General features: G+C 69.9%; 19 protein-coding genes. 10 read left to right on the top strand and 9 right to left on the bottom strand.

The window, feature by feature from the left end; genetic code table 11:
* Nucleotides 1-73: 73 nt before the first annotated feature.
* A complete protein-coding gene (locus tag OHA72_RS45715; protein WP_327002368.1) occupies nucleotides 74-643 on the bottom strand; it encodes a hypothetical protein in 570 nt (189 codons plus the stop codon).
* 205 nt (nucleotides 644-848) lie between these two features.
* The gene (locus tag OHA72_RS45710) at nucleotides 849-1,973 is read right to left on the bottom strand and encodes a glycoside hydrolase family 11 protein (RefSeq protein ID WP_327002367.1); all 1,125 of its coding nucleotides are present in this window, start codon (nucleotides 1,971-1,973) and stop codon (nucleotides 849-851) included.
* An 827-nt stretch (nucleotides 1,974-2,800) separates the two neighbouring features.
* On the opposite strand from OHA72_RS45710, the gene OHA72_RS45705 reads away from it, so the two are divergent.
* Nucleotides 2,801-4,039 (top strand): FAD-dependent monooxygenase, encoded by a 1,239-nt coding sequence (locus tag OHA72_RS45705; protein ID WP_327002366.1) that lies wholly within the window; start codon nucleotides 2,801-2,803, stop codon nucleotides 4,037-4,039.
* 155 nt (nucleotides 4,040-4,194) lie between these two features.
* Here the strand turns inward: OHA72_RS45705 and OHA72_RS45700 are convergent, their stop codons facing one another.
* Nucleotides 4,195-4,794: a DUF998 domain-containing protein gene (locus tag OHA72_RS45700; protein ID WP_327002365.1), complete on the bottom strand. Its 600-nt coding sequence runs from the start codon at nucleotides 4,792-4,794 to the stop codon at nucleotides 4,195-4,197.
* Nucleotides 4,795-5,329: 535 nt separating this feature from the next.
* A complete protein-coding gene (locus OHA72_RS45695) occupies nucleotides 5,330-5,500 on the bottom strand; it encodes a hypothetical protein (protein WP_327002364.1) in 171 nt (56 codons plus the stop codon).
* An 11-nt stretch (nucleotides 5,501-5,511) separates the two neighbouring features.
* Here OHA72_RS45695 and OHA72_RS45690 point away from each other — a divergent pair, with 11 nt between their 5' ends.
* Nucleotides 5,512-5,922 (top strand): hypothetical protein, encoded by a 411-nt coding sequence (locus OHA72_RS45690; protein ID WP_327002363.1) that lies wholly within the window; start codon nucleotides 5,512-5,514, stop codon nucleotides 5,920-5,922.
* 104 nt (nucleotides 5,923-6,026) lie between these two features.
* Here the strand turns inward: OHA72_RS45690 and OHA72_RS45685 are convergent, their stop codons facing one another.
* Nucleotides 6,027-7,280 carry a cation:proton antiporter gene (locus OHA72_RS45685; protein ID WP_327002362.1) on the bottom strand — a complete coding sequence of 418 codons (1,254 nt, stop codon included), beginning with the start codon at nucleotides 7,278-7,280 and terminating at the stop codon, nucleotides 6,027-6,029.
* A gap of 336 nt (nucleotides 7,281-7,616) precedes the next feature.
* Here OHA72_RS45685 and OHA72_RS45680 point away from each other — a divergent pair, with 336 nt between their 5' ends.
* Nucleotides 7,617-8,507, top strand: coding sequence for an ABC transporter ATP-binding protein (locus tag OHA72_RS45680; protein WP_327002361.1), 891 nt, complete (start codon nucleotides 7,617-7,619; stop codon nucleotides 8,505-8,507).
* A complete protein-coding gene (locus OHA72_RS45675; protein WP_327002360.1) occupies nucleotides 8,504-10,132 on the top strand; it encodes an efflux permease Rv1217c-related protein in 1,629 nt (542 codons plus the stop codon). The genes OHA72_RS45680 and OHA72_RS45675 overlap by 4 nt, the downstream gene beginning before the upstream one ends.
* A gap of 122 nt (nucleotides 10,133-10,254) precedes the next feature.
* Here OHA72_RS45675 and OHA72_RS45670 read toward each other — a convergent pair whose 3' ends face one another.
* From OHA72_RS45670 to OHA72_RS45655, 4 genes are all read right to left on the bottom strand, one after another.
* Complete coding sequence (locus OHA72_RS45670) at nucleotides 10,255-11,748, bottom strand: alpha,alpha-trehalose-phosphate synthase (UDP-forming) (RefSeq protein ID WP_327011785.1); 1,494 nt, start codon at nucleotides 11,746-11,748, stop codon at nucleotides 10,255-10,257.
* A 43-nt stretch (nucleotides 11,749-11,791) separates the two neighbouring features.
* Nucleotides 11,792-12,103, bottom strand: coding sequence for an STAS domain-containing protein (locus tag OHA72_RS45665; RefSeq protein ID WP_327002359.1), 312 nt, complete (start codon nucleotides 12,101-12,103; stop codon nucleotides 11,792-11,794).
* Nucleotides 12,100-12,735: an STAS domain-containing protein gene (locus OHA72_RS45660; RefSeq protein ID WP_327002358.1), complete on the bottom strand. Its 636-nt coding sequence runs from the start codon at nucleotides 12,733-12,735 to the stop codon at nucleotides 12,100-12,102. Before OHA72_RS45660 ends, OHA72_RS45665 begins: the two co-directional genes overlap by 4 nt.
* Nucleotides 12,736-12,817: 82 nt before the next feature.
* On the bottom strand, nucleotides 12,818-13,129 hold the full coding sequence (locus OHA72_RS45655) for an STAS domain-containing protein (protein WP_327002357.1): 312 nt from the start codon (nucleotides 13,127-13,129) through the stop codon (nucleotides 12,818-12,820).
* A gap of 245 nt (nucleotides 13,130-13,374) precedes the next feature.
* On the opposite strand from OHA72_RS45655, the gene OHA72_RS45650 reads away from it, so the two are divergent.
* The 6 genes from OHA72_RS45650 (at nucleotide 13,375) to OHA72_RS45625 (ending at nucleotide 17,576) form a co-directional block, all read left to right on the top strand.
* Entirely contained in the window at nucleotides 13,375-13,770 is a 396-nt protein-coding gene (locus OHA72_RS45650) for an STAS domain-containing protein (RefSeq protein ID WP_327002356.1), read from the top strand.
* A 91-nt stretch (nucleotides 13,771-13,861) separates the two neighbouring features.
* Nucleotides 13,862-14,254 carry an STAS domain-containing protein gene (locus tag OHA72_RS45645; RefSeq protein ID WP_327002355.1) on the top strand — a complete coding sequence of 131 codons (393 nt, stop codon included), beginning with the start codon at nucleotides 13,862-13,864 and terminating at the stop codon, nucleotides 14,252-14,254.
* Nucleotides 14,221-14,877, top strand: coding sequence for an STAS domain-containing protein (locus tag OHA72_RS45640; RefSeq protein ID WP_327002354.1), 657 nt, complete (start codon nucleotides 14,221-14,223; stop codon nucleotides 14,875-14,877). The genes OHA72_RS45645 and OHA72_RS45640 overlap by 34 nt, the downstream gene beginning before the upstream one ends.
* 103 nt (nucleotides 14,878-14,980) lie before the next feature.
* Complete coding sequence (locus tag OHA72_RS45635) at nucleotides 14,981-15,655, top strand: response regulator transcription factor (protein WP_327002353.1); 675 nt, start codon at nucleotides 14,981-14,983, stop codon at nucleotides 15,653-15,655.
* Complete coding sequence (locus tag OHA72_RS45630) at nucleotides 15,652-17,007, top strand: sensor histidine kinase (RefSeq protein ID WP_327002352.1); 1,356 nt, start codon at nucleotides 15,652-15,654, stop codon at nucleotides 17,005-17,007. The genes OHA72_RS45635 and OHA72_RS45630 overlap by 4 nt, the downstream gene beginning before the upstream one ends.
* Nucleotides 17,004-17,576, top strand: coding sequence for a GerMN domain-containing protein (locus OHA72_RS45625; RefSeq protein ID WP_327002351.1), 573 nt, complete (start codon nucleotides 17,004-17,006; stop codon nucleotides 17,574-17,576). Before OHA72_RS45630 ends, OHA72_RS45625 begins: the two co-directional genes overlap by 4 nt.
* The last annotated feature ends 157 nt before the right edge of the window (nucleotides 17,577-17,733 follow it).

Below are 17,733 nucleotides of genomic sequence, written 5' to 3'. Positions count from 1 at the left end.
CCCGACTATTGATGATCTCGATGGTCGCGGACCGCTTGTGCGGGGCCATGCCGATGACGCCCTGGCAACGTCGTTAGGTGATGCCGAGCAGGGCCAGCGGCCGGTTGGCGGCGGCGACGTTGGTGGCGCCGGCAAGTCGGAGGTCGCCGATGGCGGCGTTGCGGATGGCGGCCATGACCTGCGGGCCGGTGCCGGTGCGGATCTGGGACCGGTCTTCGTCGTAGGTGACGTCACGGACCCAATGGACCTTGTTCTCGATGGGCCAGTATCCGCGGATCCAGTCGGCCAGGTGTGTCGGTTTCGCTTGGTGGACAAGGAGATCGGTGATCGCGTAGACGGTTTCGGTGGTGAAGCGTCTGGGTTCGTCGAGCCGTCGGCGGCGCCGGCGGATCTGCATGGCCTGGGCGGCGTTGGGGAAGTCGATGCCGGTGGAGACGGAAAGGATCTTCAGGGTTCGGATCTCCCGGCGGTCATGGCCGCGTGTGGCGTGGCGGTCTGCGTCGGGCACCAGCCGCCAGGGCAGACCGGCCTGCGTCAGCGCGCCGTTGACGTCGTGCGGCGCGCCCCAGTTGTACTCGGTGATGGCGACCTTCGGTGCGGTCAGGGCCTGGTCGCGTACGTGCCCACGAAGTCCGGCGTCCACCCGACCGCGCCGCGGGTGACGGTGTCGGCTTGGAGGCGGTCGGTCAGGGTGTCGAGCACTACAGCCGTCCGCTCCAAACCCGTCACGGTGCCGGGACACCTGGCCCGCGGGTGGCGTCGTCAAAGATTGGCGGTCCGAGGTTGAGGAGAACGGCGAAACGGGGTGGCGGCAGGACCTGCCGCCACCCCGTCGTCAGCACATCCGATCAGCTCAAGCTGAAGCGCTGGTTGGCCTGTCCGTTGCAGTCGTAGAGTTGCACCTGCTGGCCGTTAGCAGTGCCCCAGACGTCCAGGCAGCGGCCGGACTGCACGTTGCTGATGGTGCCGTTGCTGTTGACGTTCCACTGCTGGTTGGCCTGTCCGTTGCAGCTGTAGATCTGCACCGCCGAGCCGTTGCCGGAACCTGCGGCGTCCAGGCACATGTTGCCGTACACGGTCAGCTGCCTGCTCGACGTCGGCGTCCACAGCTGATTGCTCTGGCCGTGGCAATCGTAGAGCTGGACCCGCGTGCCATTGGAGGTCGACGAGTTCGGCACGTCGATACACCGGCCGGACTGGGAGCCGACGATCCGCTTCGCGTTGCCCGACGGGACCTGGGGCGACGAGGTGGTGGGACCGACGACCGGACCTTCGCTGACCGTGATGTTGGAGCTGCCGCTGCTCTGGTAGCCCTCGGTGGCCAGGATCTGGTAGTCGTGCGTGCCGAGGTTCAGCCCGAGGTTCCGCCAGGCGTTGAAGTGGTTGGCGGTGGTGATGGTGCCGCCGGTCCGCTTCTGCTGCCGGACGCTCCAGTACTGGTAGAACGTCGCGTTGCCGATGATGGAGGGCTGGTTGACGCGCTGGGTGCGGTAGATGTCGTACGTGCTGCCGTCGGTGTTCACCGAACCCAGCCGCTGCGCGCCGGTGCTGGGGTTGTAGTTGCCGAAATTCTCGACGATGTAGTACTCGATGAGCGGGTTGGTGGTCCAGCCGTACAGCGCCAGGTAGCCGTTGCCGTTGACGCTGAACGTGCCGGAGTAGTTCACCGTGTGGTTGGAGCCGGGCTTCCAACCCTTGCCGACGACGGTGTTGTTGATGTTGCTCCACTGGACCCGGTACGAACCACCGGAGCCCAGCGTCATGGTGACGTTGCCGCTGTCCTTCCAGTACGAGAAGAAGTAGCCGTTGTGGGTGCCGGTCGTGTTCGACGTGACGGTCCGGTCGGCCTCGGCGTGCGCCGTGCCGGTCATTGCGACCGATGCCACGACGAGCGCGACGGCGCACACGCCGCCGATGAGCAGCCCTCCGCGATGGCGCCGCCGGCGCTTCGGAGATGCGGGAACCTCGTTCATGTGCGCGTCCTTTCATGCAGCGAAGTCGACTTGCGTCGATGGCGGCATTGTGATTCGGCAGCGCTGCGGGCGTCAATCGTTTTCGAAAACGGCCGCCTCCTGATCTACCTCGCCGGCCGAGCAGGCAGGAATGAACAATATTTGGCACAGAATGACCGTCATATTGCACCGCTACGGCACCAGGAATGTGAAAGTTTCACCGAATGAGCGGTCGAGCGACTGCTCAGGACGGTCCTTCCTGAAATCCAGATCGAGCAGCTCAGCGCTGCCGGGCGTGACACCCCTCGTGCTTCGACCTGATCGAGGAGAACGGTGCGGGCTTCGACAGCCTCGACGTTCGTGTACCGTGCTGTGGCGCGATCGTCGCCCTGCACCCGCTGCGTTAGGACTGGCCGGTCGGGTTCGCGCGATTCGAGGTGTGCGCCATGAATCCGACTCGAGCCAAGTAGGAGCCGGATGCCGTCGAACTTGCCGATGTGGCCGCGCTTCTCGGTCGCCCTGTCACGCAGATCCTCGCCCATTACTGATCGGCGCACGCGACAGGTGCGTGGATCTGTCGCCGGTCAGGTGCTGCGGTTTGCCGGCGCCCATCACGTTGCGTACGCGCCACAGGCGAGACGCTCTGACGACGTGCTGCACTCTCGTGCCGGATCGAGGGTGCTGGGATGCCGCGGTACAACCCGGTGGACTGATCGCGGGCGAACCGCGATCCACCGGGCTGCACCGCGAACGAGCGAAGCCAAACAGTCCGACAGTCTCGGCGAAGCGATCGAGTGCCTGGTCGGAGACTGACGTCGACCGCGTAGCCACTTCTCTGTCAACTCACGTTGACAGGGATCGTGTGTCAAGTTAGGTTGACAGCCATGTCGACCCTGACTGACGCATCCGTCCTTGACGTGGTCGTCGTCGGCGCCGGGCCAACGGGCCTGCTGCTCGCCGGCGACCTCGCCGGCGCAGGCGTCCGTGTGGCCGTTCTCGACCGCACCGCCGAGCCGATCCAGATCCCAAAAGGGAACGGCGTTGTCGGTCGGGCCGCTCTGGAGTTGCGGCGGCGCAAGCTCCTGCGGGGCACCGGGCTGCGGGTGGTGCGGCCACCGCGGTTTCGCTTCGGCCCGTTCACCCTCGAACTCGGTCTGCTGCGAAGTCCGCTGCACGTGCTCCCGGTGCCACAGCACCGGCTGGAAAGCCTGCTGGCGGAGCGCGCCGTGCGCCTCGGTGCCACGGTATTGCGCGGGCGCGAGGTCACCGGGTTCGAGCAGGACGGCAACGGTGTGACCGTCCAGGCCACCGCCGAAGGCTCGTCCGTCGAGCTGCGCGCCCGGTACCTCGTAGGCTGCGACGGCGCACACAGCTTTGTGCGCAAGAGCCTCGGCATCGGCTTCCCCGGCGTCACGAGCACCAACATCTCCCGGCTGGCCCGGGTCACCATCCCGGCGGGAGCTGTGGCCCGGGTCGGCGATCGCATCGACCTGCGCGGCATCGGCCAGCTCGTGCCCTTCCAGCCCAACCGGACCGGACATGGGTCGATCACCATTGCCCCCGCCGACGTGCTCGACCGCTCCGCCCCGGATGACGTGTACATCGTCAGCACGCACGAACCGCGTGGTGACAGCGAGCCGACCGATGAACTGAGCGACGACGAACTGCGGGCGAGCCTTCGCCGCGTCCTGGGTACCGATCTCCCGTACACGACGGCCTATGCCGCGAGGAGCGTCGTCGCGAACAGCCGGCACGCGGAACGGTACCGCGATGGCCGGGTCTTCCTCGCCGGCGATGCCGCGCACATCTTCAGCGCCGGCGGCTCGGCCATCAACACCGGCCTGCTCGACGCCGTCACCCTCGGCAAGACCCTCGCCGCGGTACTGCGCGGCGCAGCGCCGCAGACCCTGCTCGACGCATACCAGTCACAGCGGCACCCCGCCGCGCAACGCACCCTCGCGCTCACGCGCCTGCAAGTCGTGCTCGAAGCCGACGACGAGACCGGCCAGGCACTGCGCGACGTGCTCGGCCGGCTGGTGCAGGACCGCGCCACCGCGCGCCGGATCGCGACGCTCATCGAAGGCTGAGTGGCCCTCTGCGCATCTGGCGTCCCGGGCACGGCGTGGGACGTCCGGAACCCTTACGGCGCGACTGGTGATCAATACCGCTGCATGTACGCATCGGCGCGGCTATTCGGCTGCTTGATCGGATGCGCGCCCATGCCGCCGTGTGCGCGGCGCGGTCAATCGAGATCGCCGCGCCAGGTGGCGGGTTCGTGGAGAGGCGGCGCCGGGTGCCGGGACTGCCGGATGGTGCGTCGGGTCGTGAGGACGACCCAGATCGCGTAGGTGAGGAAGAGCAGGCGCGGAGGCCAGCCGTTGGGTGGGATGACGACGGACAGTGCGTAGTGGCCCAGCAGCCCGGCCAGTGGTAGCCAGTTGAGGCGGCCACCGGCGAAGAGGGCGGCGAAGGGTAGGAGGACCAGCGCGGTCAGGCCGGCGATCACGTGCAGTGTGCCGATGGTTGACAGCTGGTCCAGTGGTGTGGTGACCGGATCGGCGACAAAGACGCCGGCACCGGCGGTGCCGAGGGCGCAGATGGCGAGCAGGGTTCGGGCCGTCCGCCCGTGGATCGCAGCGGCCAGCGCGGCGTAGCTCAACGCGCAGGTCAGGAACGCGGTAACGGCAATCCAGCCGTGCCGGCCGATGGCGTACTCGCTGACCGGCTTGTGGGTGACATCGATGTTGGACCGAACTATGACCGCGATGAGGAGCAGGACCTGGTAGGTGACAATGGCGGCGGCGGCGAGCCGTGCGGCCGCTCTTCGCGAGGTGTCGTTCACACCTGGTACGTCGGAGCTCGGCATCGAATCCGGACATGGCCGCAGGGCGCGCGTTCGTGCTGCGGTATAGCTCTACCCGGCCGTCAGCGGCCGATGGGCAAGCTCGGCAGCGTAGGTGTCGCTCTTGTCGATGTCGACGGCCGTCCCACTGAGGACTGCCCCTGCGACGGCTCCGTCGCCTGCATGTGCTCACCGGCCAGACGCCACCACCTGCACCGGCTGCAGCCGCTGCTGGACCGGGCAGAGGTCCGGGCGGTCCTGCTCTCCGAATCGTCGCAGCCCGTCGGTCGTGGGGAGCCGTCCGCGGTGGTCGCCGCGCGTCGCCGGGGCCCGGACCGCGGCGGCGGCCCGCTGGGCCCCACGTCGCCGCGACCAATCACGACGTCCCCGACGCCATCCTCCAGCAAAGTGTCGCCGCATCCGGTTGGCGGACCTGGCGCCGCTGCGGACTGCGCCCCGACCCCGCGACCTGGCAGACCCGGGTCGTCCAGCCGATCGCCTGACGGACCGGGAGCGCGGCGGAAGCGGCGCTGCCTCAGCCCGGCGCGGCCGGGACAGGCGCGTCGCCGGGCAACAGGCCGGCGGCCTTCAGGTCTTCCCACAGCCGGGCCGGGATCGCGTGTGCGAGCAGCGCGGCGTTGTGCGCGACCTCGCCGGGCTGCCGCGCGCCGACGACGACGCCCGCCACGGCCGAGGCGGCGGACATCCCTGCGGGTGATGGCCGGACCCGACCTGGAAGCTGCCGGGGAAGGTCGCTTCGAGTTCTACTCGTCGATCTGGCACCAAGGGACTGTTTATCCGATGGTGACGGTCCTGCGCCGAGACGCCCGCGCCGGTGACCGCTCCGGAGCGGTCCGACGCGACGAGCCCGAAACGGTAGTCGCCGGCTGGCCTGCCCTCGCTGCCGCCGTCCTGGCGAAGAACGCGCCGTTGCTGGCCGAGCGGTGTGACGCCGATGTCGCCCGCACCGCGTCACCGTTCGCGGTCACGCCGCCGCTGGGCCGGCGTATCGAGGTGCTCGACGAGACGCCGGCGACGCTGCCGGCCGACCCGCAGCGGTCCGCTGAGACCGACGTCGAGCTTCGGCCGATGTACCGCCGGCTGGTGCGTGACCTCAGGAACGGCTGAGCGCACTCGGGCCGGATATCGGCCGTTCGCGCGTGGCGGCCCGCCAGATGCCGGGCGGGCACCGCTTTCGGCTACCACGCTGGTCGGTAGGTGCAGTGGCGGTGTCAGTCATCGGCTGACGCGCTGGGGTCGGTGGCGCGGGGTGTGCGCCGCAGCAGTCTGCGGCCGCGGTGTTCAAGGCGTTGCTGCCAGGCGGGCATGAGGGTGGGATCGAAGCCTCGGGCGACGAGGACGTCGGTGGAGGAGTGCAGGACGATGCTGAGCACGATGGTGAGGGCGACGAGGGCGAAGACCTCCTGCGCGGCGGCGATGCCGGCGGCGAGGACGAGCAGTCCGTAGACGACGGAGGCGAAGCCTTTCGGCCCGAACCACATTGCGGCGAGTTGCTCGCGCAGGCCGAGACGGGAGCCGAGGAACGAGATCCACAGCGCTGCCGGTCGGGCGACGATCAGCGCCAGGACGGCGAAGACCCAGCCGGTCCAGGCGACGTCGCCGAAGAACGCCGGGGTGAGCAGCGCACCGAAGACGAGCAGCGCGACGAGTTTGAAGATCTCGGCGAGCAGTTCGCCGAAGTGTTCGAACGCGTTACGTTCGCGGCGGCCGACGGTGGCGACGGTGATGCCGGCGGCGAACGCGGCGAGGAACAGGTTGGCGTGAGTGGCCTTGCCGAGGGCGAGGACGAGCAGGCCGATGGCGACGGCGTTGAGCGGCAGGTACTGCTCGGAGACGGCGAACCAGCGGGTGCGTTCCAGGCGGATGGCCACCCATGGCACGGCGATGCCGATGACGACGCCGAGCAGCAGTTCGGTGCCGAGTGCCGGCAGGTGCAGGTCATCGGTGTCGGCGGCGACGGCGAGCAGGACGACGACGAACGGCAGGGCGAGGCCGTCGTTGACGCCGGACTCGACGTTGAGCAGGTGCCGCAGCCGGCCCGGGACCTTGTCGTTGCCGACGAGCGCGGCGGCGAAGACCGGGTCGGTCGGCGCCAGGATGGCGCCGATGAGCAGCGCCTCGGGCCAGTCGAGCCCGGCGACGTAGTGCGCGATGAGCGCGGTGATGAGCAGCGTGAGCGGCAGGCCCCAGCCGAGCGCCCGGCCGGGAAGCCGCCACGCGGCGCGCAGGTCGCTCCAGCCGACCCGCATCCCGTCGGTGAACAGCACCACGAACAGGGCCAGTTCGGCGAGGGTGGCGACGATGGGTGAGGCGGGCGTGACGTGGACGATGCCGAGGGCGCCGTCACCGACGAGGAAGCCGGCCACGAGGAACAGCACGGCGGTGGAGAGGATGGTGCGGTTGGCCAGGGCGGAGAACAGCACCGCGATGAGCAGCGTCACGGCGAAGACGAACAGCAGAGTCATGGGGAGTCCTGTCGGTGGCATGGTGCTGACGTTGCCGACCAGACTTCCCGGCGCTCCGCACGCGACCGTACCGCATGACCGCCAGCCACTACCCGGACGGTGCGAAAGGACGCTGCGAACTCGTCTGCGCGCGTCGGCGGCGCTTCCATCAGGGAAGGACGCGGCGAACCTTCACCGACCACACTCCCTGCCCGACATCCTGCGACCCATCATACGAACGGCCTTACGGTCGTGCGAGCCGTATCGGGGGGTTGCCGCATCGGCGTACCGTCGATACAGGTGCGCCGGGAAGTCTGGTCGGCAATGTGATCGTCGTCGGCTCAGAAGGGTTCCGTCATGGACGTGCCTGTCATCCACACCGAACGGCTGAGCAAACGCTACGGGCGGGTTCTGGCCCTCGACGCGCTGGATCTGACGGTCGGGGCGGGTGAGGTGTTCGGGTTCCTCGGCCCCAACGGCGCCGGGAAGTCGACCACGATCCGGCTGCTGCTGGGCCTGGCCCGTCCGACGGCCGGCCTGGCCCGGATCTTCGGCACAGACGCCGCCGACGTGGTGGCCGCGCACCGGCACCTCGCCCATGTGCCGGCCGACGTGGCGCTGTGGCCGACACTGACCGGCGCCGAGAGCCTGGAACTGCTCGGCCGCGTCGGGCCCGGCGTCGACCGTGCCTACCGCGACGAGCTCGTGCAGCGGTTCGCGCTGGACGTGTCCAGACCGGGCCGGACCTACTCGACCGGGAACCGGCAGAAGGTCGCCCTCGTCGCCGCGTTCGCCACCCGGGCCCCGCTCCTCGTGCTCGACGAGCCGACCAGCGGCTTGGATCCGTTGATGGAACGCGAATTCCGGCACGCGGTCGTCGCCGCCCGGGACCGAGGGCAGACCGTGTTCCTCAGCTCGCACCTGCTCGGTGAGGTCGAAGCCGTCTGCGACCGGGTCGGCATCCTGCGCGCCGGCCGCCTGGTACAGATCGCCGAGCTCACTGACCTACGCCGGCTGCGTCGCACCGAGGTCGAGGCGACCTTCGTCGGGCGGCGACCCGACCTGCTCGGGGTCGACGGCGTGGACACCATCGAGGCGGTCGGGCCGAACGGGATCCGTTTCGCGCTCACAGGATCTCCCGGCCCGGCGCTGCGGGCACTCGCCATCGCCGACGTGACGAACCTGGTGGTCCGTGAACCGACGCTCGAGGAGATCTTCCTGGACTACTACGGCGAGACGACGCCGTGAACGGCGCCAGGCTGGACGCCTCGACGGTGCGACCTGTCACCGATCCGTATCCGGGGCGGGCGGTGACCTGGCTCGCCGTACGGCAGGTCCGACGCGCCGCCGTCATCGTCGCCGTGCTCACCGCGGGCATGTCGGCGATGGTCGCCGGCACATACGAACATGTCGTCGGCGACACCCTTGACGCGGCGGCCCTGGCCGCGCTGGCGCAGAACCCAGCGGTCCGGACCCTGTTCGGCGCCCCGGCCGCCCTGGACACCGCGGGCGGTTTCACCGTCTGGCGCACCGGCACCGTCCTGGGCGTGCTCCTCGGCGTGTGGGGCATCCTCACCGCGACCCGGATCAGCCGCGGCGAGGAGGACATCGGCCGCTGGAGCCTCCTGCTGTCCGGGCGGACCCCGGTCGGCGCCATCGTCGTACGCCACCTCGCCGTCATCGTCGCCGCGCTGGCGTGCACCGGTCTGGCGACCGGTGCCGCGCTGACCGCGGCCGGTACCGCACCGGCCGGTGCGTTTCTGCACGGCACGGGACTTACCCTGCTCGGCAGCTGCTACGCCGCGGCCGGGATGCTGTCCGCGCAGGTCCTCCCGAGCCGCGCGGCCGCGACCGGTGCGGCCCTGGCGCTGCTCGGCGCCAACCTGCTGACCCGGATGGCCGCGGACGGCATCGATGCCGTCGCATGGCTGCGCTGGGTGTCACCGTTCGGCCTGACCGCACTCGCCGGTCCGTACCACGCCGACCGTGTCGCGCCGCTCATCGTGCTCGCGGCAGCAACCGCCGGCCTCACGGCAGCGGTTGCCCTCGCCGCCGCCCGCCGCGACGTCTCGGGCAGCCTGCTGACGGCCCGGACCGGCCGGCCACCCCGGCTGCGGACACTGCGCTCGGTCCCCGGGTTCGCGGTCCGCCGGCTGCTGGCGCCACTCACCGGATGGGCGCTCGGCATCGTCGCATACCACCTGCTCATCGGCTTGCTCGCGATGTCCATGACCGGCTTCCTCGCCGACAACCCGCGCTTCGCCGACCTCGCCGCACAGGCCGGGTTCGGCGGCCTCGGCACCGTCGAGGGATACACGGCGACGCTGTTCGCGCTCCTCGGCATACCCACGGGTGTATTCTGCGCCGTGCGCATCGGCGCGCTCGCCGCCGACGAGTCGGCTCGCCGTCTCACCCTGATCCTCGCCACCCCTGTGTCCCGGACCCGGTTGGTCGGCGCCGAGGCCGCAGTCACCGCGGCCGGTGCCACCGCATTGGCCGGTGCCGCGGCCGCAGCCGCCTGGCTTGGCGCCCACGCGGTAACGGCGGATCTCGGGATCGGGTCAGCCGTCGCCGGCGCCGTCAACGCGCTTCCGGTCGCAGCGCTCTGCCTCGGCGCGGCCGTCCTCGCGCTCGGCTGGCTACCGCAGGCGGTGACCTTCGTGGGCGTGACCCCGGCCGTCGGCGGGTTCCTCCTCTACACCCTCGGCGACAGCGTGCCCGCCTGGATCCGCTGGCTGTCGCCGTTCGCTCACCTCGCACGGGTTCCCGCTGCCGCACCAGACCTGCCGGCAGCGCTCGCCATGCTCGGCATCGCAGCGACCCTGACGGTTGCCGGCGTGCTCGGCCACCACCGGCGAGACCTGCGGCTGTGAGCCGGCCAATTACGTGCACGCACGGCGCGGCACTGTACAGAACTCCTCTGCCAACCGGTCAGGGTGCGGCCGGGTCACGCGTGCGCGGAAGAAGCGCCAGGCGGCCTGGTCGAGCGGGTACATCAGCTCGACCCGCAGTTCGTCGAGGGCTGCGTCCGCCTGGACATCGGCAGCGGTACGCGGGCTGCGAGGCTCGAGGAGGCCGGCCGATTGCGCATTGCGGTGTCGTTGAGAGCGTCGAGGTACTGGGTGGCCCACCGGTGGACGTCGTGTTCGCGGAGCCGGCGCCGCATCGCGCGCATCTGGATGCGCCGGCCGTCCGAATTTCCGGGCTTGATTGCCGTGAGGATCGCGGACTTGAAGGCGTCGATGTCGTAGGGGTTCACGGTGACTGCTTCGGGGAATCCGGCGGCGGTGCCGGATCCTTCGCTGAGTAGGAGGGTTCCGGTGTCGTCGGTGCGGCAGGCCAGGTATTCCTTCGCGTTGACGTTCATGCCGGCCCGCAGCGGTGTGGCGAGCATGACGTCGGCGGCCAGGTACAACGCGACGAGTTCCTGCGGGGTGAGTGCCTGGTGCAGGAAGTGCACCGCCGGTCGGGTGATCCAGCTGTACAGGCCGTTGATCTGGGCGACCTTCCGCTCGACCCGGGTCCACGCGTCCGGCCGTTCTGCGCCGTGCTGCCGGCCGGGTACAGCGACCTGGATGAGCAGCGTGGTGGCAGGGTCGAGGCGTTCCTCGGCGAGCAGTTCGTGGTAGGCGTCGAGGCGCTGTTCGATGCCTTTCGCCGGGTCGAGGTGGTCGACGGCGAGGAGGATCGTGCGTGGTTGGCCGAGTTCGGCGCGGATCTCGGCCGCCCGGTGCTGGGTCTGCGGGTCCCGGGCCCGCCGTTCGAAGCCGGCCGCGTCGACGGAGACCGGGAACGCGCTGATGGAGACCCGCCGTCCGTTGGGATGGACCACGTCGGCGTCCATGCGGAACTCGCCGAACTCGGTGACCGCCTGGCAGAAGTTGGCCGAGGATCGCGTGTTCTGAAATCCGACCAGGTCGGCGCCGAGGAGCCCGCCGAGGATCTCGCCGCGCTGCGGCAGTTTCTCGAACAGTTCGATCGGCGGGAACGGTACGTGCAGGAAGAACCCGATCAGGAGGTCCGGGCGCAGCACGCGCAGCATCGCGGGGACGAGCTGGAGCTGGTAGTCGTGAATCCAGACGGTCGCGCCCGGTGCGGCGATGTCGGCGACGGCGCGGCTGTAGCGGTCGTTGACCCGTCGGTATGCCTGCCGCCAACGCCGGTCGAACTGCGGCGGTTCCACAGCGTCGTGGTACAGCGGCGCCAGCGACGTCTCACAGTGCCCGCCGAGGTGATCTGTGACGTCGGTTGCTGGCATCGGCACCGGTTGCACGCTGATGCCGTCCCAGTCGAACCTGCCGAGCTGGCGGTCGGCGAGGCCGTGCCAGCCGATCCACGTGCCATGACGGCGAGCGACGACCGGGTGCAGCGCGGCGTTCACGCCGCTGCGGCTCGCTCGCCACCGCACCCGGTCGCCGCCGTCCGGGATCGGATCGACTGGCAGGTGCCCGGTCACGACAACGAAGTGGTGCTTCGCGGCATCGGGCATCAGCTGGGTCAACCTCTCGGCTCGGTGATGGTCGAAAGGGCGCTCAAGTGCGGTGGTCGCCGAACATCCCCGACGTCTGCAGTGTCCGGCCGACGGCGGCGCTCGCGTTGCGCAGGACCACGTTCGTCCCGCCGTTGCGGGCGCTGCGACGGCACGCTTCGAGCGCGCCGACCGCGGCGGCGTCGATGTAGGTGACGAATTGCAGATCGACGTGGACGAGCGCGGGCCGGTGCTGCTCGACGACGTGGTTGATCGTGTCGCACAGTGGCGTGATCGTGGCATGTTCGACCGCGCCGCGCACGGTGACGGCCACCGTCCCGTTGTGCTCAATGCTGGTGCTGACCGAGACGCTCACAGTGCATCGATCCGGTCGGGTCGTGGCACGCCCTCCGAGGGAGGGATGGCATCGACGACCTGACTATCGGCCAGCGCCTCCGGCAGGGTCAGGCAGGTCGGGAACAGACGGTCGAGATTGAGCAGCCGCAGCGCGTCCTGGATCTGCTGGGCCGGGCCGACCAGGCATACGGCGATGGAGAGGCGGTGGGCCTGCACCAGCACGTCCAAGGCGCCGGAATCCAGCCGCGACACCCTGGTCACGTCGACGACGAGGCGCCGCACCCGGCCGTGCAGGTCGAGGACGAGATCACGCAGGCGAGCGTTGATGACCAGATCAGGGTTGCCTGTCAGCGTCACGACGGTCACGCCGGCGACCTGGGAGACGGTCAGCCGGCGCGACTCCCGGGTCGCGGGCGTCGTGCGTTCCCGCGTCAACGCCTGCTCAACCATCCGCGGCGGCGACGTCCTGGTGCAGCGGCCGCAGGTGTGCGGACCGGTCGCGAGATCGTCGCCGGTCCAGCCGTCCTGGCTGAACAGGCTCCACGCCACGTCCCACTCACCCATCGTCGGGGCGAGGTTGGTGACCAACTGGCCGCATCCGTCGCAGGCGAGGGTGAAGTTCTTGCTGTCGAGGCTGAGCAGCGCAGTCAATCGTGGCCCCCATCGGACGGTGCGGACAAGACCCCACCCTGCTGGCGGGGCATGGCAGCCGTCCCGCGAACAGATGACAGTTCTATGACGAAGCCGCCGGCGGCACGGCCGGCCCCTCGGTGACGTGCAGGACCCGATCGACCCTGGCCAGCTGCAGAGTGCGGGCGACCTTCGGCGACAGGCCGCGCAGCGTGAGCCGGCCGCCGTCGCTCCAGACCCTGCGGTGCACGTCGAGGAGCACTCCGATACCGGCGGCGTCGACGTACGCGCAGGCGGTCATGTCCACAACGAGGTCCGCCGGCCGCAGCGCGGCGGCGTCGTCGAGCAGCGCCCGGACGCGCGGCACCGCACCGGTGTCGAGCGGGTCGGTGACCAGCACCTCCACCAACCGCATCGCAGGTGTCTGACCTATCGGCTGCATGACATCTCCCTCCGGGTCATGCATGCCAGCGTCACCGTCGGGTTCGGCGGAGAGTCCTCAACCCTGTGACAGTTGCGTGACATCCACCGTCCGGCGGCGCTGCCGCGGCCGCCGGGCTCGGCGCGGGTACGTCATGGAACCGTCACACCGCTGCCGAATCTTCTCCACATGGACAGCGCAGGGTGAGGCAGGTATAGGACATCCGCCCGGGAGGCCGCGTGACCACGCCCATCGTTCCGCGCATCCAGGTCGTCGTCACAGGATCGTTGAACGCGGCGACACTGCCCCGCTGGCGGCGCCTGCTCGACGATGCGGTGGCAGCCTTGCCGGCACATCTCGTCGTCGATCTCACCGGTTGTGCCGACGTCGACCACGCCGGTACAGCGCTGCTCGCCCGCGTACACGAACGGATGTGGGCCATCGGGGGACGGCTCACCCTGCGGGGCATGAATCCCCGGCTCGACCAGGTCCCGCCGCAGGCGCCGACACCTGCGGGCTACCGGCCGAAGCATCGGGACGGTCGGCGCCGGCCGGCAGCACCGGTCTCCACCGTCGCAGGGCGGGACGCGCATGCCGGCGCGACGCATGGCCGGAAACCGGTCCCCTCCGCCTGATCCGTCGCCGGTGAGACCGGGCACACGACACGAACCGACATCCGTAAGGAGCCGCATGCGGCCTGTCACGTCCACTGGGACAGCCCCCATCGTGGAGATCACCGTCACCGACGTGTTGGACGAGGACTCGGTACGCCGCAATCTCGCGTTGATCGAGAAGATGATCGCGATGCGGCCCGCAAAGCTCATCATCGATCTGACCCGGTGCAGTGCCGTCGACCAGGCCGGCGCCGCCCTGCTCACCGACGTGCATCGCACCATCCGCGACGGCGGCGGGCAGCTGACACTGCACGGACTATCGATGCAGCTGTACCTGCCACTGCGCTCGGAGCGGCTGGAGGAGATCCTCCAGAGCGCGGACCGGCCATCCGGCTACCGGTCGCGACACCGCAGACCACGGCAACGCCCCAGGCAGGTGACCAGCGAACGGCAGAGCGAAGATCTGTGCTGGTGGCGATCGCCCACGACGGAAGCCGTGCTGTGACGGCGCTGCTGAGCCTCGACGGCACCGACTTCAGCCTCGCCTGCGACGAGTGTGGCCACCTGATCCCCAACCTTGCCGGGACGATGCGCGACTGGAACGTCGCGTGGAGCCTGTTCACCTTGGACGGCTGGCATGGCACACCGCTCGCGGTAGGGCCGCACGCCTGCGGCCGGTGTGTGCTGTCGCCGCATCGGAACGGTGCCATCGGTCAGACGCTCCATCCGCAGAGCGGCATCGAGGATGACGCAACCCCGAGCCGTGTCACCCTCCAGGTGCTGTCGGATGTGACCGTCGTGCATCTCAAGGGCGGGCTCGGCCTTCTCGACAACGTCGAGATGCACGACCTGCTCGACGACGGACCCGTAGCCGGCCGACACCTGCTGTTCGATCTCAGCCTGCTCCGCATCGTCGACACGGCAACGCTCGACGTCCTCATGCGGGCCCGTGACCGGACCATCGCCAATCACCGGCGAACCTGCATCGTCAGCGCGTCAGGGCCGGTACTGCACGCCTTGCAACTGCTCTGTCTCCAGAGCACCTTCCCGAACTTCGTCGACCACATCGCGGCCCTGGACTGGCTGCGGCGTCAAGGACCCGATCGTACCGACCGTCCGGCCGTGTGAGCGACCTGACGGGGCCGGACGACAACGGTGACAGTCGTGTGACAACGTGCAGATTCGGTGCTCCCGCGAAGGTGCGCACGCCAGGGGAGGGCATGATGCGGTGATGGCAGGTGTACTGGTGATCGAGGACGACGACCGTATCCGGTTGTCGCTGGTCCTTGCCCTCGAGGACGAGGGATACGCGGTTCGTGGCGCGGCGAGCGCGGAGGAGGGTCTCGAGGCGCAACGGGCCGAACCCGCCGACACCGTGCTGGTCGACCTGATGCTGCCGGGGATGGACGGCTTCGAGTGCGTGCGGGAGATGCGTCGCCACGACGACGTGCCGATCGTGGTGGTGAGCGCCCGGGACGACACTCACGACATCGTCGCCGCGCTCGAGGCCGGCGCCGACGACTACCTGGTCAAGCCTGTCGCGGTCAAGGAGTTGTCGGCGCGGTTGCGGGCGCTGCGGCGCCGTGCCCGTGCCTTGCCGACGGTGATGCCGCGGCTGGTGTTCGGGGACCTGGAGATCCTGCCCGATGCGGGGGAGGTGCGTCTGCACGGTGATCCGGTGGCGGTGACCCATACCGAGTTCCGGTTGTTGTGTGAGCTCGCCGAGCACCCCGGGTTGGTGCTGTCGCGGCAGCAGCTGCTGCAGCGGGTGTGGGAGTACGAGATCGGTGACGAGCGGCTCGTCGACGTGCACGTCGGGCGGCTGCGACAGAAGATCGAACATGATCCGCGGGTACCGCAGCGGCTCGTCACAGTCCGCGGCATGGGCTACAAGTTGCAGCGATGAGACGGGCGGGGCTGCGAACGCGGGTCGTCGGCGGGTTCGCCGTCGGCGCGCTGCTGCTGTCGGCATCGATGGCCTTCGTGACATACCAGGCGACCCGCCGTTCCCTGCTGGAGGCGCGCGAGCGGGTGTCGGTGCGCGCGGTGTCGTTCGACGCCCGCATTCTGCGGGAGGGGGTCGTCACCGACCAGGTCGACATTGTGGACCTGCTGCGCTCCCTGGACACCGGCGGGAACCGGCGGGTGATGCTGTACCGCGACGGTGCCTGGTTCGGCCGGGCCGCCGACGACGGCACCACCGCCGCGGTGCCGCAGAGCCTGCAACGACTCGTCCGGCAGGGCCAGGCGGGCAAGCAGCTCGTTCGGGTCAACGGCGTCCCCGCGATCGTCGTCGGTGTGCCGTTGACGGACACGGCCGCACTGTACGAGGTCGACCTGTTCCGTGAGCTGGACCAGACGCTGCGGACACTGAGCTGGGTGCTGACGATCGTGGCGGCGCTCACCGCTGCCGCCGGTGCCGGGCTCGGCTGGTACGCCGCCCGGTACGTGGCCCGGCCGCTGCGGTCGGTCGCCGGCGCGGCTCAGGAGGTCGCCGCCGGTGACCTGTCGACTCGGCTGGACCCGGCCGTCGAACCCGACCTCGTCCAGCTCACCACCTCCTTCAACGACATGGTCGACCGGCTGGCGAAACGCCTCGAGCAGGACCGCCGGTTCGCCGCAGACGTCAGCCATGAGCTCCGCTCGCCGTTGCAGACGCTCGCTGCGTCGGCCAGTGTCCTGGCCCGGCGACGGGAGCACCTCGACCAGCGGACGGGGCTGGCGGTCGGGTTGATCGTCGAGGAGGTCGACCGGTTCCAGTCTCTCGTCGATGACCTGCTCGAACTGGCAAAGAGCGACCAGCCGGTCCAATGTGACGACGTCGACGTCGTGGAGGTCGCACGGCGTGCCTGCCTGACCCGGCAACTGCCGGCGGACCTTGTCGGCGCAGTCGACGGTACCCCGAGCCGGTGGCTGGTGGATGGCCGCCGCGTCGAGCAGATCATCGGCAACCTGCTGGACAACGCTGCCAGGTACGGGGGAGGGGCCACCGCGGTGCGGATCGGGGTGTGCGCCGACCGGTGGTTCATCGAGGTCGACGACGAAGGCCCCGGCGTGAGCCCGGAGGACAAGGCGACGATCTTCGACCGGTTCGTGCGCGGGCGGGCGGCCCGTGCCCGCACCGACGACGATGGTGCGGGCCTTGGGCTGGCGCTCGTCGCGCAGCACGCCGCGGCACATGGCGGCCGGGCGGTCGTGCTGGACCGGCCGGGTGGCGGCGCACGGTTCCGGGTCGAGCTTCGCAGGGAATCGCCGTGACCGGGCGGGTTTCGAGATTCGCCGCCGCGCTGGTGCTGGTGTCGATGGCGGCGGGATGCGGCGTGCCGACCGAGAGCACTCCTCGGCCGATCATGGTCCATGGCCGGCCGAGTACCCCGGCCATGGTCCAGCCGGCCAGCCCGGCGCCGGGCGTGCCGGTCGAGCTGCTGTATCTGGTGCGAGACACCGGCCTCGTCGCGGTGCGCCGCCCCGCCGAGCGGATCCCGGCGATCGACGAGCAACTGCAGCATCTGCTGGCCGGCCCGACCGCGGCCGAGCGGGAGGCCGGGTACACCAGCGCACTGACCGGCATCACCGTCACCGGCATGGTCGAACTCCGCGGCGGTGACGCGACGGTGGAGATCGGTAACCGGTCCGACGGGGCCGGACGCAGCGACGAGGTCCTCGCATACGGGCAGATCGTGTCCACGCTCACCAGCCGCGCCGACGTCGACACCGTTTCGTTCCGGCACGACGGGCAGCCGCTGCGGGTTCCCCGCGCGGACGCCTCCCTGTCAGACGGCCGGCTCACCGGCGCCGACTACGCCGACCTCGTGCTGCCCGCCTGACCGACGCAACGCGACCGGACGGTGGTGGGACGCCGGGGGGAACGCCCCACCACCGCGCCTTCGGGGCATGAGCCGGCGGCGACCGGCTCCCATCAGCGGCCGTGGCTGGTGGTCCCAGACTGCCCCAACGGTATGAAGGCGGTCCGGCGGGATCGTG

It is taken from the genome of Dactylosporangium sp. NBC_01737 (genome assembly GCF_035963215.1).
In the GTDB taxonomy this organism is placed as follows: Bacteria; Actinomycetota; Actinomycetes; order Mycobacteriales; family Micromonosporaceae; genus Dactylosporangium.
Note: the sequence above shows the minus strand (reverse complement) of the source record. Positions and strands in the feature narration are given on the sequence as shown.

Bases quoted from the DNA above. Each gene is read 5' to 3' on its own strand.
- OHA72_RS45710 (WP_327002367.1), bottom strand. From the start codon at position 1,973: ATGAACGAGGTTCCCGCATCTCCGAAGCGCCGGCGGCGCCATCGCGGA.
- OHA72_RS45695 (WP_327002364.1), bottom strand. From the start codon at position 5,500: ATGTCCGCCGCCTCGGCCGTGGCGGGCGTCGTCGTCGGCGCGCGGCAG.
- OHA72_RS45690 (WP_327002363.1), top strand. From the start codon at position 5,512: ATGGCCGGACCCGACCTGGAAGCTGCCGGGGAAGGTCGCTTCGAGTTC.
- OHA72_RS45685 (WP_327002362.1), bottom strand. From the start codon at position 7,280: ATGACTCTGCTGTTCGTCTTCGCCGTGACGCTGCTCATCGCGGTGCTG.
- OHA72_RS45680 (WP_327002361.1), top strand. From the start codon at position 7,617: ATGGACGTGCCTGTCATCCACACCGAACGGCTGAGCAAACGCTACGGG.
- OHA72_RS45670 (WP_327011785.1), bottom strand. From the start codon at position 11,748: ATGCCCGATGCCGCGAAGCACCACTTCGTTGTCGTGACCGGGCACCTG.
- OHA72_RS45655 (WP_327002357.1), bottom strand. From the start codon at position 13,129: ATGCGGTTGGTGGAGGTGCTGGTCACCGACCCGCTCGACACCGGTGCG.
- OHA72_RS45635 (WP_327002353.1), top strand. From the start codon at position 14,981: ATGGCAGGTGTACTGGTGATCGAGGACGACGACCGTATCCGGTTGTCG.
- OHA72_RS45630 (WP_327002352.1), top strand. From the start codon at position 15,652: ATGAGACGGGCGGGGCTGCGAACGCGGGTCGTCGGCGGGTTCGCCGTC.